This window comes from Bacillus sp. LB7, assembly GCF_030449715.1.
Lineage (GTDB): Bacteria > Bacillota > Bacilli > Bacillales > Bacillaceae > Bacillus > Bacillus paralicheniformis.
This window is the reverse complement of sequence record NZ_JASGCA010000006.1, coordinates 157,990-173,783: the sequence shown is the minus strand read 5'-3', so window position 1 is coordinate 173,783 and position 15,794 is coordinate 157,990. Positions and strand designations below refer to the sequence as shown.

16 protein-coding genes are annotated in these 15,794 nt (G+C 45.9%); all 16 read left to right on the top strand.

The genetic code is table 11. The features are described from left to right. The first annotated feature begins 108 nt into the window (after positions 1 to 108). A complete protein-coding gene (dprA, locus tag QMZ64_RS10630; protein WP_265627074.1) occupies positions 109 to 1,011 on the top strand; it encodes a DNA-processing protein DprA in 903 nt (300 codons plus the stop codon). 203 nt (positions 1,012 to 1,214) lie between these two features. Further along, positions 1,215 to 3,290, top strand: a complete 2,076-nt coding sequence (gene topA / locus QMZ64_RS10625; protein WP_265627073.1) for a type I DNA topoisomerase — start codon at positions 1,215 to 1,217, stop codon at positions 3,288 to 3,290. 75 nt (positions 3,291 to 3,365) lie between these two features. Then, complete coding sequence (trmFO, locus tag QMZ64_RS10620) at positions 3,366 to 4,670, top strand: FADH(2)-oxidizing methylenetetrahydrofolate--tRNA-(uracil(54)-C(5))-methyltransferase TrmFO (protein WP_265627072.1); 1,305 nt, start codon at positions 3,366 to 3,368, stop codon at positions 4,668 to 4,670. A gap of 66 nt (positions 4,671 to 4,736) precedes the next feature. After that, positions 4,737 to 5,651 (top strand): tyrosine recombinase XerC, encoded by a 915-nt coding sequence (gene xerC / locus QMZ64_RS10615; RefSeq protein WP_265627071.1) that lies wholly within the window; start codon positions 4,737 to 4,739, stop codon positions 5,649 to 5,651. Between the two features lie 13 nt (positions 5,652 to 5,664). Then, positions 5,665 to 6,210, top strand: coding sequence for an ATP-dependent protease subunit HslV (hslV, locus tag QMZ64_RS10610; protein ID WP_020451384.1), 546 nt, complete (start codon positions 5,665 to 5,667; stop codon positions 6,208 to 6,210). 16 nt (positions 6,211 to 6,226) lie between these two features. Beyond that, positions 6,227 to 7,630, top strand: a complete 1,404-nt coding sequence (gene hslU / locus QMZ64_RS10605) for an ATP-dependent protease ATPase subunit HslU (protein WP_243940288.1) — start codon at positions 6,227 to 6,229, stop codon at positions 7,628 to 7,630. 38 nt (positions 7,631 to 7,668) lie between these two features. Further along, entirely contained in the window at positions 7,669 to 8,448 is a 780-nt protein-coding gene (gene codY / locus QMZ64_RS10600) for a GTP-sensing pleiotropic transcriptional regulator CodY (protein ID WP_003181756.1), read from the top strand. Between the two features lie 352 nt (positions 8,449 to 8,800). Continuing rightward, complete coding sequence (flgB, locus tag QMZ64_RS10595) at positions 8,801 to 9,190, top strand: flagellar basal body rod protein FlgB (RefSeq protein ID WP_243940290.1); 390 nt, start codon at positions 8,801 to 8,803, stop codon at positions 9,188 to 9,190. Beyond that, on the top strand, positions 9,190 to 9,642 hold the full coding sequence (gene flgC / locus QMZ64_RS10590) for a flagellar basal body rod protein FlgC (RefSeq protein WP_020451388.1): 453 nt from the start codon (positions 9,190 to 9,192) through the stop codon (positions 9,640 to 9,642). Before flgB ends, flgC begins: the two co-directional genes overlap by 1 nt. Positions 9,643 to 9,655: 13 nt before the next feature. After that, entirely contained in the window at positions 9,656 to 9,973 is a 318-nt protein-coding gene (gene fliE, locus QMZ64_RS10585; RefSeq protein WP_243940292.1) for a flagellar hook-basal body complex protein FliE, read from the top strand. A gap of 50 nt (positions 9,974 to 10,023) precedes the next feature. Beyond that, positions 10,024 to 11,625, top strand: coding sequence for a flagellar basal-body MS-ring/collar protein FliF (fliF, locus tag QMZ64_RS10580; protein ID WP_265627070.1), 1,602 nt, complete (start codon positions 10,024 to 10,026; stop codon positions 11,623 to 11,625). A 13-nt stretch (positions 11,626 to 11,638) separates the two neighbouring features. Further along, positions 11,639 to 12,655: a flagellar motor switch protein FliG gene (gene fliG, locus QMZ64_RS10575; protein ID WP_043926372.1), complete on the top strand. Its 1,017-nt coding sequence runs from the start codon at positions 11,639 to 11,641 to the stop codon at positions 12,653 to 12,655. Then, positions 12,639 to 13,406: a flagellar assembly protein FliH gene (gene fliH, locus QMZ64_RS10570; RefSeq protein ID WP_265627069.1), complete on the top strand. Its 768-nt coding sequence runs from the start codon at positions 12,639 to 12,641 to the stop codon at positions 13,404 to 13,406. The genes fliG and fliH overlap by 17 nt, the downstream gene beginning before the upstream one ends. After that, positions 13,406 to 14,719, top strand: coding sequence for a flagellar protein export ATPase FliI (gene fliI, locus QMZ64_RS10565; protein ID WP_065644130.1), 1,314 nt, complete (start codon positions 13,406 to 13,408; stop codon positions 14,717 to 14,719). The genes fliH and fliI overlap by 1 nt, the downstream gene beginning before the upstream one ends. A 2-nt stretch (positions 14,720 to 14,721) precedes the next feature. Continuing rightward, the gene (gene fliJ, locus QMZ64_RS10560; RefSeq protein ID WP_243940298.1) at positions 14,722 to 15,165 is read left to right on the top strand and encodes a flagellar export protein FliJ; all 444 of its coding nucleotides are present in this window, start codon (positions 14,722 to 14,724) and stop codon (positions 15,163 to 15,165) included. A 13-nt stretch (positions 15,166 to 15,178) separates the two neighbouring features. Beyond that, the gene (locus QMZ64_RS10555; RefSeq protein ID WP_301441306.1) at positions 15,179 to 15,793 is read left to right on the top strand and encodes a MotE family protein; all 615 of its coding nucleotides are present in this window, start codon (positions 15,179 to 15,181) and stop codon (positions 15,791 to 15,793) included. Position 15,794: the final 1 nt, after the last annotated feature.

Here is a 15,794-nt window from a genome sequence, read left to right as displayed (position 1 = left end):
AACATGAGCGGGAATAGTCCGATTGGTCTATTCCTGCTTTTTCATAACTGGTTAAATCGTTTAGTACTTTCAGATTGTTTTGTTTTAAAAATGTTTGGAGGTTTTTGAATGAACGACAGCAGCGAGCTTTTGATATTGCTCCGCCTTCGCGGCACACTCTCCCCTTCTCTGCTGACCAAGTGGTGGAAGCAGGATCCTTCCTTGTCTCTTACGGGCGAAAAAAACCATCTTTTAACGAAGCTTTCATTAAAAAGATCAGACTTGTGCTCCATACGAAAACTGGCGGAACAAGAACTGTCTAATGTTAAACGGCTCATCCGTTCTTACGAAGCGGCCGGTGTCCGCATGACCGCCATATGTTCCCCCGATTATCCAGCCAGCCTGAAAACCATTCATGACCCGCCTCCCGTCCTTTTTTTAAAAGGAAACGTTAAATTTCTCCATGAACAAAGACTGATCGGAATCGTCGGAACCCGCAGCCCGTCATTATACGGAAAAAGAGCAGCGGTTCACCTTGTCAGGGAGCTTTGCAAAAAAAGCTGGACGATCGTCAGCGGCCTTGCAAAAGGAATTGACGGTCTCGCCCATCAGGAGAGCATCTGTTCAAAAGGAAGGACAATCGGCGTCATCGCGGGCGGATTCAACAGCATATATCCCCGTGAACACCGCCAGCTCGCCGGTCAAATGGCCGAAAACCACCTGCTGGTATCAGAGCACCCTCCCGACGTTAAACCTCAAAAATGGCACTTTCCGATGCGAAATCGGCTGATCAGCGGATTAACGGAAGGAATCGTTGTCGTCCAGGGAAAGGAAAAGAGCGGGTCGCTCATCACCGCATATCAAGCCCTAGAGCAGGGGCGGGAGGTGTTCGCCGTGCCGGGCCCGATCTTTGACGCCAACTCTTTCGGTCCTTCAAGGCTGATCCAGGAAGGGGCGAAACTCGTATTGAATATTGAAGATATTTTGAGCGAACTGCCGCCTTCACGCACTCAATATATAGAACCTGTTTAGAATTATCGTTTGACAAACCGTATTGTAATATTTAATAATAGTGAGGATTTCAAGTTTAAACGCTTTAATCGGCGTTCAACATATAAAGGATTAAATCAGACACTTTTCGTAAAAATAATGTTTATATAAACGACGATTATGCTGAATACAATAAAAAGGCTAAATTGAAAAGAGAGAGAACACCTCTTGAGGGGGATAATGTTATGTCCGAATACTTAGTCATCGTGGAATCGCCTGCAAAGGCAAAAACGATTGAGCGATACTTAGGAAAAAAATATAAAGTGAAAGCTTCGATGGGACACGTCAGAGACTTGCCGAAAAGCCAGATGGGCGTTGACATCGAGCAGAACTTTGAACCAAAATACATTACGATCCGCGGGAAAGGCCCCGTGTTGAAAGAATTAAAAACGGCCGCCAAAAAGGCGAAAAAAGTCTATCTCGCAGCCGACCCCGACAGGGAAGGGGAAGCGATCGCGTGGCATTTGGCGCACAGCCTTGATTTGGACCTGAATTCCGACTGCCGCGTCGTATTTAATGAAATTACAAAAGATGCAATCAAAGATTCATTTAAGCATCCGCGCATGATCAATATGGATCTTGTCGACGCCCAGCAGGCGAGAAGAATTCTGGACCGCCTTGTAGGGTACAAAATCAGCCCGATTTTATGGAAAAAGGTAAAAAAAGGATTGAGTGCGGGACGTGTCCAATCTGTTGCGCTCCGCCTTATCATTGACAGGGAAAAAGAAATCAACGATTTTAAACCTGAAGAATATTGGACCATTGAAGGGTCTTTTCTCAAAGGCAAAGAAACATTTGAAGCGAGCTTCTTCGGAATAAACGGCGAAAAGCACCAGCTGAAAAGCGAAGAAGATGTAAAGCAAATCCTCTCCCAGATCAAAGGGAACAAATTTGAGGTTAAAAAGGTTACGAAAAAAGAACGGAAGCGGAACCCTGCGCTCCCGTTTACGACATCGACGCTTCAGCAGGAAGCGGCGCGTAAATTAAATTTCCGGGCAAAGAAAACGATGATGATCGCCCAGCAGCTTTATGAAGGAATCGATCTCGGCAAAGAAGGAACTGTCGGGTTAATCACGTATATGAGAACGGATTCAACCCGCATCTCGAATACAGCTCAAGAAGAAGCGGCATCATTCATCGGCGAACAGTACGGAAAAGACTTTTTGGGGAGCAAGCGAAAGCCTGCCAAAAAGAATGAAAACGCCCAGGATGCCCACGAAGCGATCAGGCCGACCTCAGTGCTCAGAAAGCCTTCCAATCTGAAGGCGGTATTGGGAAGAGACCAGCTTCGGCTATACAAGCTGATCTGGGAGCGCTTTGTTGCAAGCCAGATGGCTCCGGCGACACTCGATACGATGAGCGTCGATCTTGAAAACAACGGGTTGACATTTCGGGCGAACGGCAGTAAAGTCAAGTTTTCAGGTTTCATGAAGGTGTACGTTGAAGGAAAAGACGATCAGATGGAAGAGATGAATAAGATGCTTCCGGATCTCGCTGAAGGCGACACCGTTCTTTCAAAAGATATCGAACCGGAACAGCACTTCACACAGCCGCCTCCGCGCTATACGGAAGCAAGGCTGGTCAAAACGCTTGAAGAGCTGGGAATCGGCCGACCGTCCACATACGCGCCGACGCTTGACACAATTCAAAAGCGCGGGTATGTCGCCCTTGATAACAAACGCTTTATCCCGACTGAGCTCGGTCAGATCGTGCTTGACTTGATCATGGAGTTTTTCCCTGAGATCATTAACGTTGAGTTCACCGCCAAAATGGAGAAAGAGCTCGATGGCGTTGAAGACGGAAACATTCAATGGGTGCAGATCATCGATTCCTTTTACAAGGACTTTGAAAAACGCGTTGAAAAAGCGGAAGCCGAGATGCAGGAAGTGGAAATCGAACCGGAGTATGCGGGTGTGGACTGTGAAGAGTGCGGCCATCCGATGGTCTATAAAATGGGCCGCTACGGCAAATTTATGGCCTGCTCCAATTTTCCCGACTGCCGCAACACCAAGCCGATTGTAAAAGAGATCGGCGTCAAATGCCCTTCATGCAAAACCGGCAACATCGTCGAGCGCAAATCGAAAAAACGCCGCATTTTTTACGGCTGTGACCGCTATCCTGAATGCGAATTCGTATCATGGGATAAACCGCTTGAACGGAAATGTCCGAAATGTGAGGACATGCTTGTGGAGAAAAAGCTCAAAAAAGGCGTTCAAGTGCAGTGCGTGAATTGCGATTATAAGGAAGAACAACAAAAGTAGCGGTGAGCAGGGCTTTGCTCACCTTCTTTGTTGTGTTAAAAGATGAAGTCAACTCATAAATTAGGAGATGTGAATATGAATCAAACAGTAAATGTCATCGGTGCAGGACTTGCCGGAAGCGAAGCGGCATGGCAGCTTGCCAAGCGCGGTATCAATGTCCGTTTATACGAAATGAGGCCTGTTAAGCAAACGCCGGCACACCATACAGATAAATTTGCAGAACTTGTCTGCAGCAACTCGCTACGGGCGAATTCATTAACGAACGCTGTCGGTGTATTAAAGGAAGAAATGCGGGTTCTTGACTCGGCCATCATCGCTGCTGCTGACGAATGTTCTGTTCCTGCCGGCGGTGCGCTTGCCGTAGACAGGCATGAATTTGCCGCAAACGTTACCGAAAAAGTAAAGAATCATTCGAATGTGACCGTGCTTAATGAAGAAGTTACGGAAATACCGGAAGGACCGACAATTATTGCGACAGGACCGCTGACGTCAGAAGCGCTTTCCGCAAAGCTCCGGGAGCTGACAGGCGAAGACTATCTGTACTTTTATGACGCCGCTGCGCCGATTGTTGAAAAAGACAGCCTTGACATGGATAAAGTCTATTTGAAATCCCGCTATGACAAAGGGGAGGCAGCGTATTTGAACTGTCCGATGACAGAAGAGGAGTTTGACAGGTTCTATGACGCCCTCGTGTCTGCGGAAACCGTTCCATTGAAAGAATTTGAAAAGGAAATCTTCTTTGAAGGCTGTATGCCGATTGAAGTTATGGCAAAACGCGGCAAAAAAACGATGCTGTTCGGCCCGATGAAGCCTGTCGGACTTGAAGATCCCAAAACAGGGAAGCGTCCATACGCCGTTGTGCAGCTGCGCCAAGATGATGCAGCCGGCACGCTTTACAATATCGTCGGTTTTCAGACCCACCTCAAATGGGGCGACCAAAAGGAAGTGCTCCGCCTCATTCCGGGACTGGAACAAGCTGAAATCGTCCGCTACGGCGTAATGCACAGAAATACGTTCATCAACTCGCCGAGTCTTTTAAAAGCGACCTACCAGTTTAAAAAACGGGACGATCTGTTTTTCGCCGGCCAAATGACAGGTGTTGAAGGGTATGTTGAATCAGCGGCTTCAGGTCTTGTTGCCGGAATAAATGCGGCTCGGCTCATCCAGGGAAAAGAACCGGTCACTTTTTCAAATGAAACAGCGATCGGCAGCATGGCCCATTACATCACGGAAACAAACAAGAAAAACTTCCAGCCGATGAATGCGAACTTCGGTCTGTTCAAGGACTTGGGGGTTAAAATTAAAAACAAGCAGGAACGAAATGAACAGTATGCTTCGCGCGCATTGGAGACAATTCAAAATATTTCGAAAACGCTATAGTTATTCATTGCCAGATGAACTTGTTATGTGATAACATTTAAAAGCCCTTTTCGAAGAGGTGTAATGATGGCAAATGTTAAGAATTTTTTAACTTTATTCATTGAATATTTACAAATAGAAAAGAATTATTCAAAATATACAATTGTGGGTTACATTTCTTCCATTGAAGACTTTGAACGCTTTTTACAAGTTCAGGGCATAAAAGGTTTTGAAGACGTGACTTATCCGGATGTGAGGATTTTCTTGACGGAAGCGCATGAAAAAGGGCTTACTCGCAGGACGATCAGCAAGAAAATTTCGGCTCTGCGAAGCTTCTATAAATTTTTATTAAGGGAAAAGGTGGTAAAAGAAAACCCGTTTCTGCTTGTCAGTCTTCCGAAACAGGATAAACGGATTCCAAAGTTTTTATATGAAAAAGAACTTGAAGAACTGTTTGAGGTTTCGGACTTGAGTACACCGCTCGGCCAAAGAAATCAGGCGCTCTTGGAACTTCTTTACGCAACAGGCATGCGGGTAAGCGAACTTTGCAGCCTGAAGGAATCTGATTTGGATCTGTTTTTAGATACGGTTTTGGTTCACGGGAAAGGCAGGAAGCAAAGGTATATTCCATTTGGTTCATTCGCCCGGGAGGCTTTGGATCTGTATTTGCAAAATGGAAGACGCATCCTTCTGTTAAAAGCGAAAGAGCCCTGCCCGTTTATTTTTTTGAATCAAAGGGGCGGGCCCTTAACCCCGAGGGGGGTTCGTTACATTTTGGGAGAACTGGTCAAGAAGACTTCGGGTACATTACATATACATCCGCATATGCTCCGCCATACTTTTGCCACCCATTTGTTAAATGAGGGTGCGGATCTCAGGAGCGTTCAGGAACTGCTTGGGCATTCAAACCTTTCTTCAACCCAGGTGTATACGCATGTATCTAAAGATATGCTCAGAAAGACATATATGTCTCATCACCCTCGAGCACATAAAGGGAAATAAAGGAGGTTCTTTTATGTCATCTTTTCACGCAACGACGATATTTGCCGTCCAGCACAACGGAAAAAGCGCGATGGCGGGAGACGGCCAGGTTACGTTCGGTCAGGCTGTCGTCATGAAGCATACCGCTAGAAAGGTAAGAAAGCTCTTCAACGGGAAAGTCATTGCCGGCTTTGCCGGTTCAGTTGCGGACGCTTTCACGCTCTTTGAAATGTTTGAAGCGAAGCTTGAAGAGTACAACGGGAATTTGCAGCGGGCGGCAGTCGAGCTTGCAAAAGAGTGGCGAAGCGATAAAGTCCTCAGAAAGCTTGAGGCGATGCTGATCGTCATGAATGCTGACAGCATGCTGCTCGTTTCCGGAACAGGCGAGGTGATTGAACCTGACGACGGCATTTTGGCGATCGGCTCAGGCGGAAACTACGCCTTGGCAGCCGGAAGGGCGCTGAAACGTCATGCAGGCGGCCAGCTTGACGCAAGAGCGATTGCGAGGGCCTCACTTGAAACCGCGGGCGAAATCTGTGTGTATACGAACGATCAGATCATTGTAGAAGAACTTGAATAGAAAGGATATGAGGCATATGGAAAAAAAGCCGCTGACTCCTAGGAAGATCGTCGAAAGGCTTGATCAATACATTGTCGGCCAGCTCGATGCGAAAAAAGCGGTCGCCGTAGCATTGAGGAACCGCTACAGAAGAAGTCTTCTTGATGAAAAACTGCGCGAAGAAATCGTTCCGAAAAACATATTGATGATGGGTCCGACAGGTGTGGGAAAAACCGAGATTGCAAGACGAATCGCGAAGCTCGTCGGCGCTCCGTTCGTCAAAATCGAAGCGACGAAGTTCACGGAAGTCGGTTATGTGGGCAGAGATGTTGAATCGATGGTCAGGGATCTTGTGGAAACGTCAATCCGCCTCGTCAAAGAGGAAAAAATGAACGAAGTGAAAGGCATCGCCGAAGAAAACGCAAATAAACGCCTCGTCCGCCTGCTTGTACCGGGAAGAAAAAAACAGACGGGTGCGAAAAATCCTTTTGAAATGCTGTTTGGCGGAAATCAGGATCAAGAGACGAATGAAGCGGAAAAGCATGAAGACACGGATATCGAAAACAACCGGAAGCGGATTGCACATCAGCTTGCTCTCGGCGAGCTTGAAGACCATTATGTCACCGTTGAGGTCGAGGAGCAGCAGCCGTCCATGTTTGATATGCTCCAAGGCTCGGGTATGGAACAGATGGGCATGAACATGCAGGATGCGCTCAGCAGCCTGATGCCGAAAAAGAAAAAGCGCCGCAAGCTTACGGTCAGGGAAGCGCGAAAAGTGCTGACGAATGAAGAAGCGGCAAAGCTCATCGATATGGACGAAGCTGCCCAGGAAGCTGTTCTAAGAGCCGAACAGTCGGGAATCATCTTTATCGATGAGATCGATAAAATCGCCAAAAAGAGCGGTGCTTCTTCATCGGCCGACGTCTCAAGAGAGGGCGTGCAGCGCGATATTCTTCCGATTGTAGAAGGCTCTACCGTCATGACAAAGTACGGTGCGGTCAAAACGGATCACGTGCTGTTCATCGCTGCAGGTGCATTCCATATGGCGAAGCCTTCAGATCTAATTCCGGAGCTGCAGGGACGCTTTCCGATCCGCGTTGAACTTCAAAAGCTGAGCATCGATGATTTTGTGAAAATCTTAACTGAGCCTGACAACGCTCTTCTAAAGCAGTATAAGGCTTTATTGAAGACGGAAGGTATATCTCTTGAATTTTCTGACGATGCTATTCGTAAGATTGCAGAAGTGGCTTATCATGTGAACCAGGACACAGACAATATCGGGGCGAGAAGGCTTCACACCATTTTGGAACGGCTTTTGGAAGAACTGTCATTCGAGGCTCCGGATGTGACGATGGAGGAAGTTGTCATCACGCCTCAATATGTTGAAGAAAAGCTCGGTTCGATCGCTAAGAATAAGGATTTAAGCCAGTTTATTTTATAAACAATTAAATAAGAGTAATTTAGGAGGATCAATTTATTATGGCTTTATTACAAAAAACAAGAAAGATTAATGCAATGCTGCAAAATGCGGCAGGGAAGCCGGTTAATTTTAAAGAAATGGCCGAAACGCTTCGCGATGTGATTGATTCGAACATTTTCGTCGTCAGCCGCAGAGGAAAGCTTCTCGGTTTCTCGATCAACCAGCAGATCGAAAATGACCGGATGAAAAAAATGCTTGAAGAGCGCCAGTTTCCTGAAGACTACACAAAAAGTCTGTTCAACATTCCGGAAACTTCATCTAACCTTGACATTAACAGCGAATATACGGCTTTCCCTGTGGAAAACCGCGATTTGTTCCAAGCGGGTCTGACCACAGTCGTTCCGATCATCGGAGGAGGCGAAAGACTCGGCACCTTGATTCTGTCCCGCCTTCAGGAGAAATTCGAGGATGACGATCTGATCCTTGCCGAATATGGCGCAACGGTTGTAGGAATGGAAATTCTCCGAGAGAAAGCTGAAGAGATCGAAGAGGAAGCCCGCAGCAAAGCGGTCGTTCAAATGGCGATCAGTTCATTATCTTACAGCGAGCTTGAAGCAATTGAACATATTTTTGAAGAGCTTGACGGAAATGAAGGCCTGCTTGTCGCAAGTAAAATTGCAGACCGCGTCGGCATCACCCGCTCGGTCATTGTCAATGCGCTGCGCAAACTTGAAAGCGCCGGTGTCATTGAATCAAGGTCATTAGGGATGAAAGGCACATACATTAAAGTGCTGAACAACAAATTTTTAATGGAATTAGAAAAACTAAAGTCTCATTAAAAGGTGAAAGCCGCAGAACATGCCGTTCTGCGGCTTTTTTTATTTCACGTTTTAAACTATATTATCGTAATTTTTCCATATCAGAAAACAACTAAAACGCGGTACTGAATCAATACGTTACTCGAATAAAAAATATATTAACATAATGTTTTGAAACTTTAACAAACGTAACATTACATAGTTCTTATAATCTAGGTCAAAATACCTAATCATAAAATAGATATTTCTTACGATTTTTTTTTGCGCCCAGATCATAGACTTTAAGCCTATTATTCCTTACAATAGGCTTATGGTTTTTACAATTCTCGACAAGATTTTAAGACAGATGGAAAAAGATTGGAGGTATTTGGCGATGGATATATTTTCAGGAACAATACATAGACTAGAGGGAGCCTTGAATCAAGCGAACATTAAGCAAAAAGTCATAACGAACAATCTGGCCAATGTAGATACACCGAACTACAAGGCGAAAAACGTATCCTTCAAAAATGTGCTGAATGAGGAGTCCTCCCGAATTAACGCTATAAAAACAGACTATAGACACATTGACTTCAAAGGGAATGAGTCAAATTATTCAGTTGTGTCGAGAAAGAATACAAGTTATCAAGAAAACGGGAACAACGTGGACGTTGATCAGGAAATGAGTGAAATGGCGAAAAATCAAATCCAGTATCAAGCGCTCGTTGAAAGAATAAGCGGCAAATTCAACTCACTGCGGACCGCAATTACAGGAGGTAAATAATGGGAGTATTCAATAGCATCAACATTTCAGCTTCGGCGTTGACTGCACAGAGAGTCAGGATGGATACCGTTTCTTCCAACCTGGCAAACATGGATACAACGAGAGCGAAGCTGGTCGACGGACAGTGGCAGCCGTATAGAAGAAAGCTTGTATCGACGGCTCCGAAAGGCGAATCTTTTTCATCCGTGCTCCAATCATCGATGAATGCATCGGCGAGAGTCGGTGAAGGGGTAAAGGTGACCAAGATCAGCGAAGACAAAACACCGTTTAAACTCGTTTATGATCCGACGCATCCCGACGCAAACGAAGACGGATACGTGCAGATGCCGAATGTCGATCCGCTAAAAGAGATGGTTGATTTAATGGGCAGCACAAGATCATATGAAGCGAATGTCACAGCGATGAACGCGACAAAAGGAATGTTGATGAAAGCACTAGAAATCGGAAAGTAGGGTGATGACACGAATGGTTAATGGAATCTCTCCATTTGGAGTTCAATCCGTGCAGGCGGGAACGAATGCAACACATCAGATCACGAACAAGCAGGATGGTTCAGAGAACCAAGTCAGCTTTTCCAACGTGCTGAAAGATTCTATCAATGCTTTGAACCAATCTCAAAATGAATCTGATAAACTGACAAACGCGCTTGCTCTCGGTCAGGATGTCAACCTTGATGAAGTGATGGTTGCAGCCCAGAAGGCAAATATTACATTGACGGCTGCGACGGAATTCCGCAACAAAGCGGTTGAAGCTTATCAGGAAATCATGAGAATGCAAATGTAAGAAAGGAGTCTGAAAGCGAAGAGAATTAGTGTAACTACCGGGGGAGTAAGATGAATCGTACTTTATTGCAAATTAAAACGAAAACAACTGATTTTTGGAAAAACAGATCAAAGCTGCAGAAGTTTTTAATGATCGGCATTGTCGCTCTGGCAGTGATCCTGTCAATCATCATTGGAATTGTTGCTTCGTCAAATAAAATGGTGCCGCTCTATAAGGATTTGTCAGCTGAAGAAACCGGCCAAATCAAAAAAGTGCTCGATGAAAAAGGTGTTCCATCTGAGGTTGCAGCTGACGGTTCAGTCATCAAGGTTCCGGAAGAAAAAGTCGACGGGCTGAAAGTCGATCTTGCGGCAGAGGGTCTTCCGAAAAGCGGAAGCATCGATTATTCGTTCTTTGGTCAAAATGCCGGTTTCGGTATGACGGACAACGAATTTGACGTATTGAAAGTGAAAGCGACGCAAACCGAGCTTACCAACCTCATCAAAGGAATAGACGGGATTAAAGATTCGAAGGTTATGATTAATCTGCCGAAGGAATCCGTCTTTGTCGGAGAGGAAAAGCCGGAAGCATCCGCTTCGATTGTTCTCCAGGTGAAACCCGGCCACACGCTTGATCAAAATGAAATCAACGGCCTTTATCATCTCGTATCGAAAAGCGTGCCGAACCTTGACCCGGAAAACATCGTGATCATGGATCAAAACTCCACGTATTACGATCAAACCGGCAAGGATTCAGGTTCATACGCTGACAGCTACTCTTCACAAAGACAAGTCAAAGCTCAGATCGAAAAGGACCTGCAAAGACAAATTCAAACCATGCTCGGCACGATGATGGGACAGGATAAAGTGGTCGTATCCGTCACATCCGACATCGACTTCACAAAAGAAAACAGGACGGAAGACCTGGTTGAACCTGTCGATAAAGAAAATATGGAAGGGATCACGGTCAGCGCAGAGCGCGTCAGTGAAACGTATTCCGGACAGGGAGCGCAAGCGGGAGGCGTCAACGGAACAGGTGAAAACGATGTGACAAACTATGCGGAGACAGAAGGCGGAACAGGCAACGGAGACTACGAGAAAAGCGAAGAACGGATCAACAATGAAGTCAACAAAATCCATAAAGAAATCGCCGAAAGTCCGTACAAAATCAGAGATCTGGGCGTCCAGGTCATGGTTGAACCGCCTGATGCGAAGAACCCGCAGTCACTGCCCGCTGAAAGAGAAGATGATATTAAAAAAATCCTCTCAACCATTGTGAAAACATCGATCGACAAGAAGTATGAAGAAGAGCCGCTGACAGATGAGGATATTGAAAATAAAATCGTTGTTTCTGTCCAATCGTTCGACGGCAAGCAGACAATCGATGAAGGAACGGAAACAGGCGGCATACCGATGTGGATTTACATCGCAGGCGGAGCAGCGCTTGTTGCTGTAATCGGCCTCATCATCTGGCTTGTCAGAAGACGTAAAAATAGAGATGACGAATACGAGGAAGACTGGTATGAAACGCCTCAGGAACCGATTCGTGTTGCTGATGTGAACAATGAAAAAGAGACAGAAGAAACTGTCAGACGAAAACAGCTTGAAAAAATGGCGAAAGATAAGCCTGAAGAATTCGCCAAATTGCTGCGCAGCTGGCTAACCGAGGATTAGGAGGAGTATTGAAATGGCAAAAATGAAACAAGACAGGCTTACAGGCAAACAAAAAGCGGCCATTCTCATGATATCCTTAGGGCTTGATGTGTCAGCTTCCGTTTACAAGCATTTAACAGATGAAGAAATCGAAAGGCTGACGCTTGAAATATCAAATGTCAGAGCTGTATCACCAGAGAAAAAAGACGAAATTATTCAGGAATTTCATGAAACGGCTGTTGCTCAAGAATATATATCACAAGGCGGCATTCACTACGCCAAGCAGGTGCTTGACAAAGCGCTCGGCGAAGACAAAGCCGCCAGCATCATCAACAGGCTGACATCGTCTCTTCAAGTCAGACCGTTCGATTTTGCCAGAAAAGCGGACCCTGAGCAGATTCTGAACTTTATCCAGCATGAGCATCCGCAGACGATCGCATTGATTCTGTCTTATCTCGATCCCGTGCAATCCGGTCAGATATTGTCAGAGCTGAATCAGGATGTGCAGGCAGAGGTTGCAAGACGGATCGCTGTCATGGACAGGACGTCGCCGGAGATCATCAATGAAGTCGAACAGATTCTGGAGCAAAAGCTATCCTCCACATTCACTCAGGATTACACGCAGACCGGCGGCATCGAAGCCGTTGTCGAAGTGTTGAACGGAGTTGACAGAGGTACGGAGAAAACGATCCTTGACGCCCTTGAAATCCAGGATCCTGAGCTTGCCGACGAGATTAAAAAGCGGATGTTCGTCTTTGAAGATATCGTTACGCTTGATAACCGTGCCATTCAAAGGGTTATCCGCGATGTGGAAAACGACGATCTGCTTCTCTCTCTCAAAGTGGCCAGCGAAGAGGTCAAAGACATCGTCTTCAGCAATATGTCGCAGCGTATGGCTGAAACATTTAAAGAAGAAATGGAATTCATGGGTCCTGTACGTCTGCGTGACGTAGAAGAAGCTCAATCCAGAATCGTAAGCGTCATCCGAAGACTTGAAGAAGCAGGTGAGATCGTAATCGCCAGAGGCGGAGGAGATGATATCATTGTCTAACATTATTAAACAGCGATTATCATCAATACCGCCAAAAGAAAGGCGGACGATTTCATTAAAAGAAGTCAAACTTCCTGAAACAGAAACCGAACTTGATACCGGACAGGATCCGGAATTCCTCCTCGATCATGCCAGACAGGAAGCCGGGAAAATATACGAAAAAGCGAGCGCTGAACTCGAACAGGTCAGACGGCAAATCGAAGAGGAAAGGATAAGCTGGGAAACAGAACGCGAAGCACTGATAGACCAGGCGAAACAAGAAGGCTTTCAAACGGGGTTTGAACAGGGAAAGGCCGAGGCTCAAAGCGCTTATCAATCCTATTTGGATGAAGCCAACGCCATCGTCGGAGCGGCGAGGCGTGACTATGAAGAAAAAATCGAACAATCTTCCGAAGAAATTGTCGAACTTGCCGTGACGCTGGCTAAAAAAGTTTGGAATCAAAAGGCTGACGACAAAGAAGTTTTTTCAGCCCTCGTCAAACAGGTGCTGTCCGAAATGAAGGAGTTCGATGATATTGCCGTCTATGTGGATCCGGAGTATTACACGGAGGTTCAAAGCCACAAAAACGAACTTGAGCAGCTCCTCCAATATGGCGCACATCTTGCGATATACGCCGATGAAAAAGCGCCGAAAGGAACGTGCTATGTTGAAACGGCTTTCGGAAGAATCGATGCAGGAATCGACACTCAATTACAGCAGCTGAAACAAAAACTGCTCAGCCTGCTTGAAACGGCAGGTGTTGTCCAGTGATGCTCGAGCAGCTGCTTGAATGTATAGAAACCGCAGACTCCTACAAACGATACGGAAAAGTCAAACAAGCGGTCGGCCTGATGATTGAATCCAAAGGACCTGAATGCTCAATCGGCGATGTCTGCAAAATCTATACAAAAGGTGACGGGCCAAAGGCCATCAAAGCTGAGGTCGTCGGCTTCAAAGACCAAAATATTCTTCTGATGCCATATTTGGAAGCGGCCAATATTGCACCCGGCAGCATTGTCGAAGCGACGGGCGAATCGCTCAGAGTCAAAGTCGGCTCCGGCTTGATCGGGCAAGTTGTCGATGCATTCGGCAATCCGCTCGACGGCAGCGCGCTTCCAAAAGGTCTGGCTCAAGTTTCGACAGACCAGGCGCCGCCTAATCCGATGAAAAGGCCGCCGATCAGAGAAAAAATGGCGGTCGGCGTCAGATCAATCGACAGTCTGCTGACCGTCGGAAAAGGACAGCGTGTCGGGATATTCGCCGGAAGCGGTGTCGGAAAAAGCACGCTCATGGGCATGATTGCAAGAGAGACGGCCGCAGACTTGAATGTCATCGCTCTTGTCGGAGAGCGGGGCCGGGAAGTCAGAGAGTTCATTGAGAAAGATCTCGGCGAAGAAGGGCTGAAGCGCACGATCGTTGTAGTGGCTACATCTGACCAGCCGGCATTGATGCGGCTGAAAGCGGCCTATACAGCAACAGCGATTGCCGAGTACTTCCGCGACAAAGGACAAAACGTGATGTTCATGATGGACTCGGTGACAAGGGTCGCCATGGCTCAGAGGGAAATCGGCCTGGCGACAGGCGAACCGCCGACGACGAAAGGTTATACACCCTCGGTGTTCGCTATTTTACCTAAGCTCTTAGAACGAACAGGAACGACGGAAAACGGGTCAATCACTGCTTTCTATACGGTTCTTGTCGACGGTGATGATATGAATGAACCGATCGCCGATACTGTCAGGGGAATCTTGGACGGTCATATCGTTCTTGACCGGAGCCTTGCGAATAAAGGCCAGTTTCCGGCAGTCAACATTTTAAAAAGCATCAGCAGGGTGATGTCAAATATCGCCGGGAAAGACCATATAAGAGCAGCGAACCGGTTCAGGGAAATGCTGTCAACCTATCAAAACTCAGAGGACCTGATCAACATAGGAGCTTATAAAAAAGGGTCTTCCAGAGAAATTGATGAGGCCATACAATTCCATCCAAAGCTGATCAGCTTCCTCAAGCAGGAAGTGGATGAAGCGGCGTCGCTGGAAGAGAGCATTTCTTTATTAAAGAGTCTTACAGGAAGAGAGGATTAAGAATGGCTTATTCATTTAAATTTCAAAAGCTCCTCGAGCTTAAAGAAAATGAAAAAGACCAATCATTCGCTGAATATCAGCACTCAGTTTCCGAATTCGAAAAGGTCGCGGAAAAGCTGTATGAAAGCATGAACCAAAAAGAAACGCTAGAAAAAAACAAGGAAATTAAGATGCAGACGGGAATGAGCGTTCAGGAAATGCGGCATTATCAGCAATTTGTCACAAATCTTGAAACGACGATCTTCCATTATCAAAAGCTCGTCATGATGAAGAGAAATGAAATGAATGAAAAACAGCACGATCTGACGGAAAAAAATATCGAGCTGAAAAAATTTGAAAAAATGAAAGAAAAGCAGTTTGAAATGTATTCGCTGCAAAACAAAGCAAATGAGTTAAAGGAAATGGACGATATCTCCATTGCCCAGTACATAACTCAAGGAAGCTAGGGGTAGAAAAACGATGGCCGAAGAAAAAAAAGCCGGTAAATTTCAGACATTTTTATTTGTCATCGTCATTCCGCTGATCTTTTTAATCGTTGTAGCGTTTGTCGGCATGTGGCTTTTAGGCGTCAATTTCCAGGATGCAGCCTCCAAAATCCCCGTCGTTAAAGAGCTTGTGAAAAACGGCGAGGATCAGGACATAGATCACGCAGCAAAGCAGCAGGAGAACAAAGCAGAAAAGCTCCAAAAGACGATCGATGAACAAAAAAGCGAAATCGAAACGCTGACGAGTGACTTGAAAACGAGTGATCAAGAGATTAAAAGGCTGAAACAAAAAATCAGCTCCCTCGAAAAAACGGAAAAAGATGAAAAAGAGCAGCAAGAAAAGAACGCTGAAGGTCAAGGAGACGGAAAAAAAGTCGTCAAAATTTATGAAAGCATGCAAAGCAATAAAGCTGCAAAAATTTTAAGCGAATTAAAAGAAGAAGAGGCAATCAACATTTTAGATTCTTTAAGCAAAAAGAAAGTGACTGAGATCCTCTCCAAAATGTCTCCTGATAAAGCGGCTGTATTCACCGAAAAGCTTGTAAAAAACGAAGCGAAAAACGAAAAGAAAAAAGAAGGGGGGGAATAGC

Excerpts from the sequence above, each read along its gene's own strand:
- dprA (WP_265627074.1), top strand. The coding sequence starts at position 109 with ATGAACGACAGCAGCGAGCTTTTGATATTGCTCCGCCTTCGCGGCACA.
- topA (WP_265627073.1), top strand. The coding sequence starts at position 1,215 with ATGTCCGAATACTTAGTCATCGTGGAATCGCCTGCAAAGGCAAAAACG.
- trmFO (WP_265627072.1), top strand. The coding sequence starts at position 3,366 with ATGAATCAAACAGTAAATGTCATCGGTGCAGGACTTGCCGGAAGCGAA.
- xerC (WP_265627071.1), top strand. The coding sequence starts at position 4,737 with ATGGCAAATGTTAAGAATTTTTTAACTTTATTCATTGAATATTTACAA.
- hslV (WP_020451384.1), top strand. The coding sequence starts at position 5,665 with ATGTCATCTTTTCACGCAACGACGATATTTGCCGTCCAGCACAACGGA.
- hslU (WP_243940288.1), top strand. The coding sequence starts at position 6,227 with ATGGAAAAAAAGCCGCTGACTCCTAGGAAGATCGTCGAAAGGCTTGAT.
- codY (WP_003181756.1), top strand. The coding sequence starts at position 7,669 with ATGGCTTTATTACAAAAAACAAGAAAGATTAATGCAATGCTGCAAAAT.
- flgB (WP_243940290.1), top strand. The coding sequence starts at position 8,801 with ATGGATATATTTTCAGGAACAATACATAGACTAGAGGGAGCCTTGAAT.
- flgC (WP_020451388.1), top strand. The coding sequence starts at position 9,190 with ATGGGAGTATTCAATAGCATCAACATTTCAGCTTCGGCGTTGACTGCA.
- fliE (WP_243940292.1), top strand. The coding sequence starts at position 9,656 with ATGGTTAATGGAATCTCTCCATTTGGAGTTCAATCCGTGCAGGCGGGA.
- fliF (WP_265627070.1), top strand. The coding sequence starts at position 10,024 with ATGAATCGTACTTTATTGCAAATTAAAACGAAAACAACTGATTTTTGG.
- fliG (WP_043926372.1), top strand. The coding sequence starts at position 11,639 with ATGGCAAAAATGAAACAAGACAGGCTTACAGGCAAACAAAAAGCGGCC.
- fliH (WP_265627069.1), top strand. The coding sequence starts at position 12,639 with ATGATATCATTGTCTAACATTATTAAACAGCGATTATCATCAATACCG.
- fliI (WP_065644130.1), top strand. The coding sequence starts at position 13,406 with ATGCTCGAGCAGCTGCTTGAATGTATAGAAACCGCAGACTCCTACAAA.
- fliJ (WP_243940298.1), top strand. The coding sequence starts at position 14,722 with ATGGCTTATTCATTTAAATTTCAAAAGCTCCTCGAGCTTAAAGAAAAT.
- QMZ64_RS10555 (WP_301441306.1), top strand. The coding sequence starts at position 15,179 with ATGGCCGAAGAAAAAAAAGCCGGTAAATTTCAGACATTTTTATTTGTC.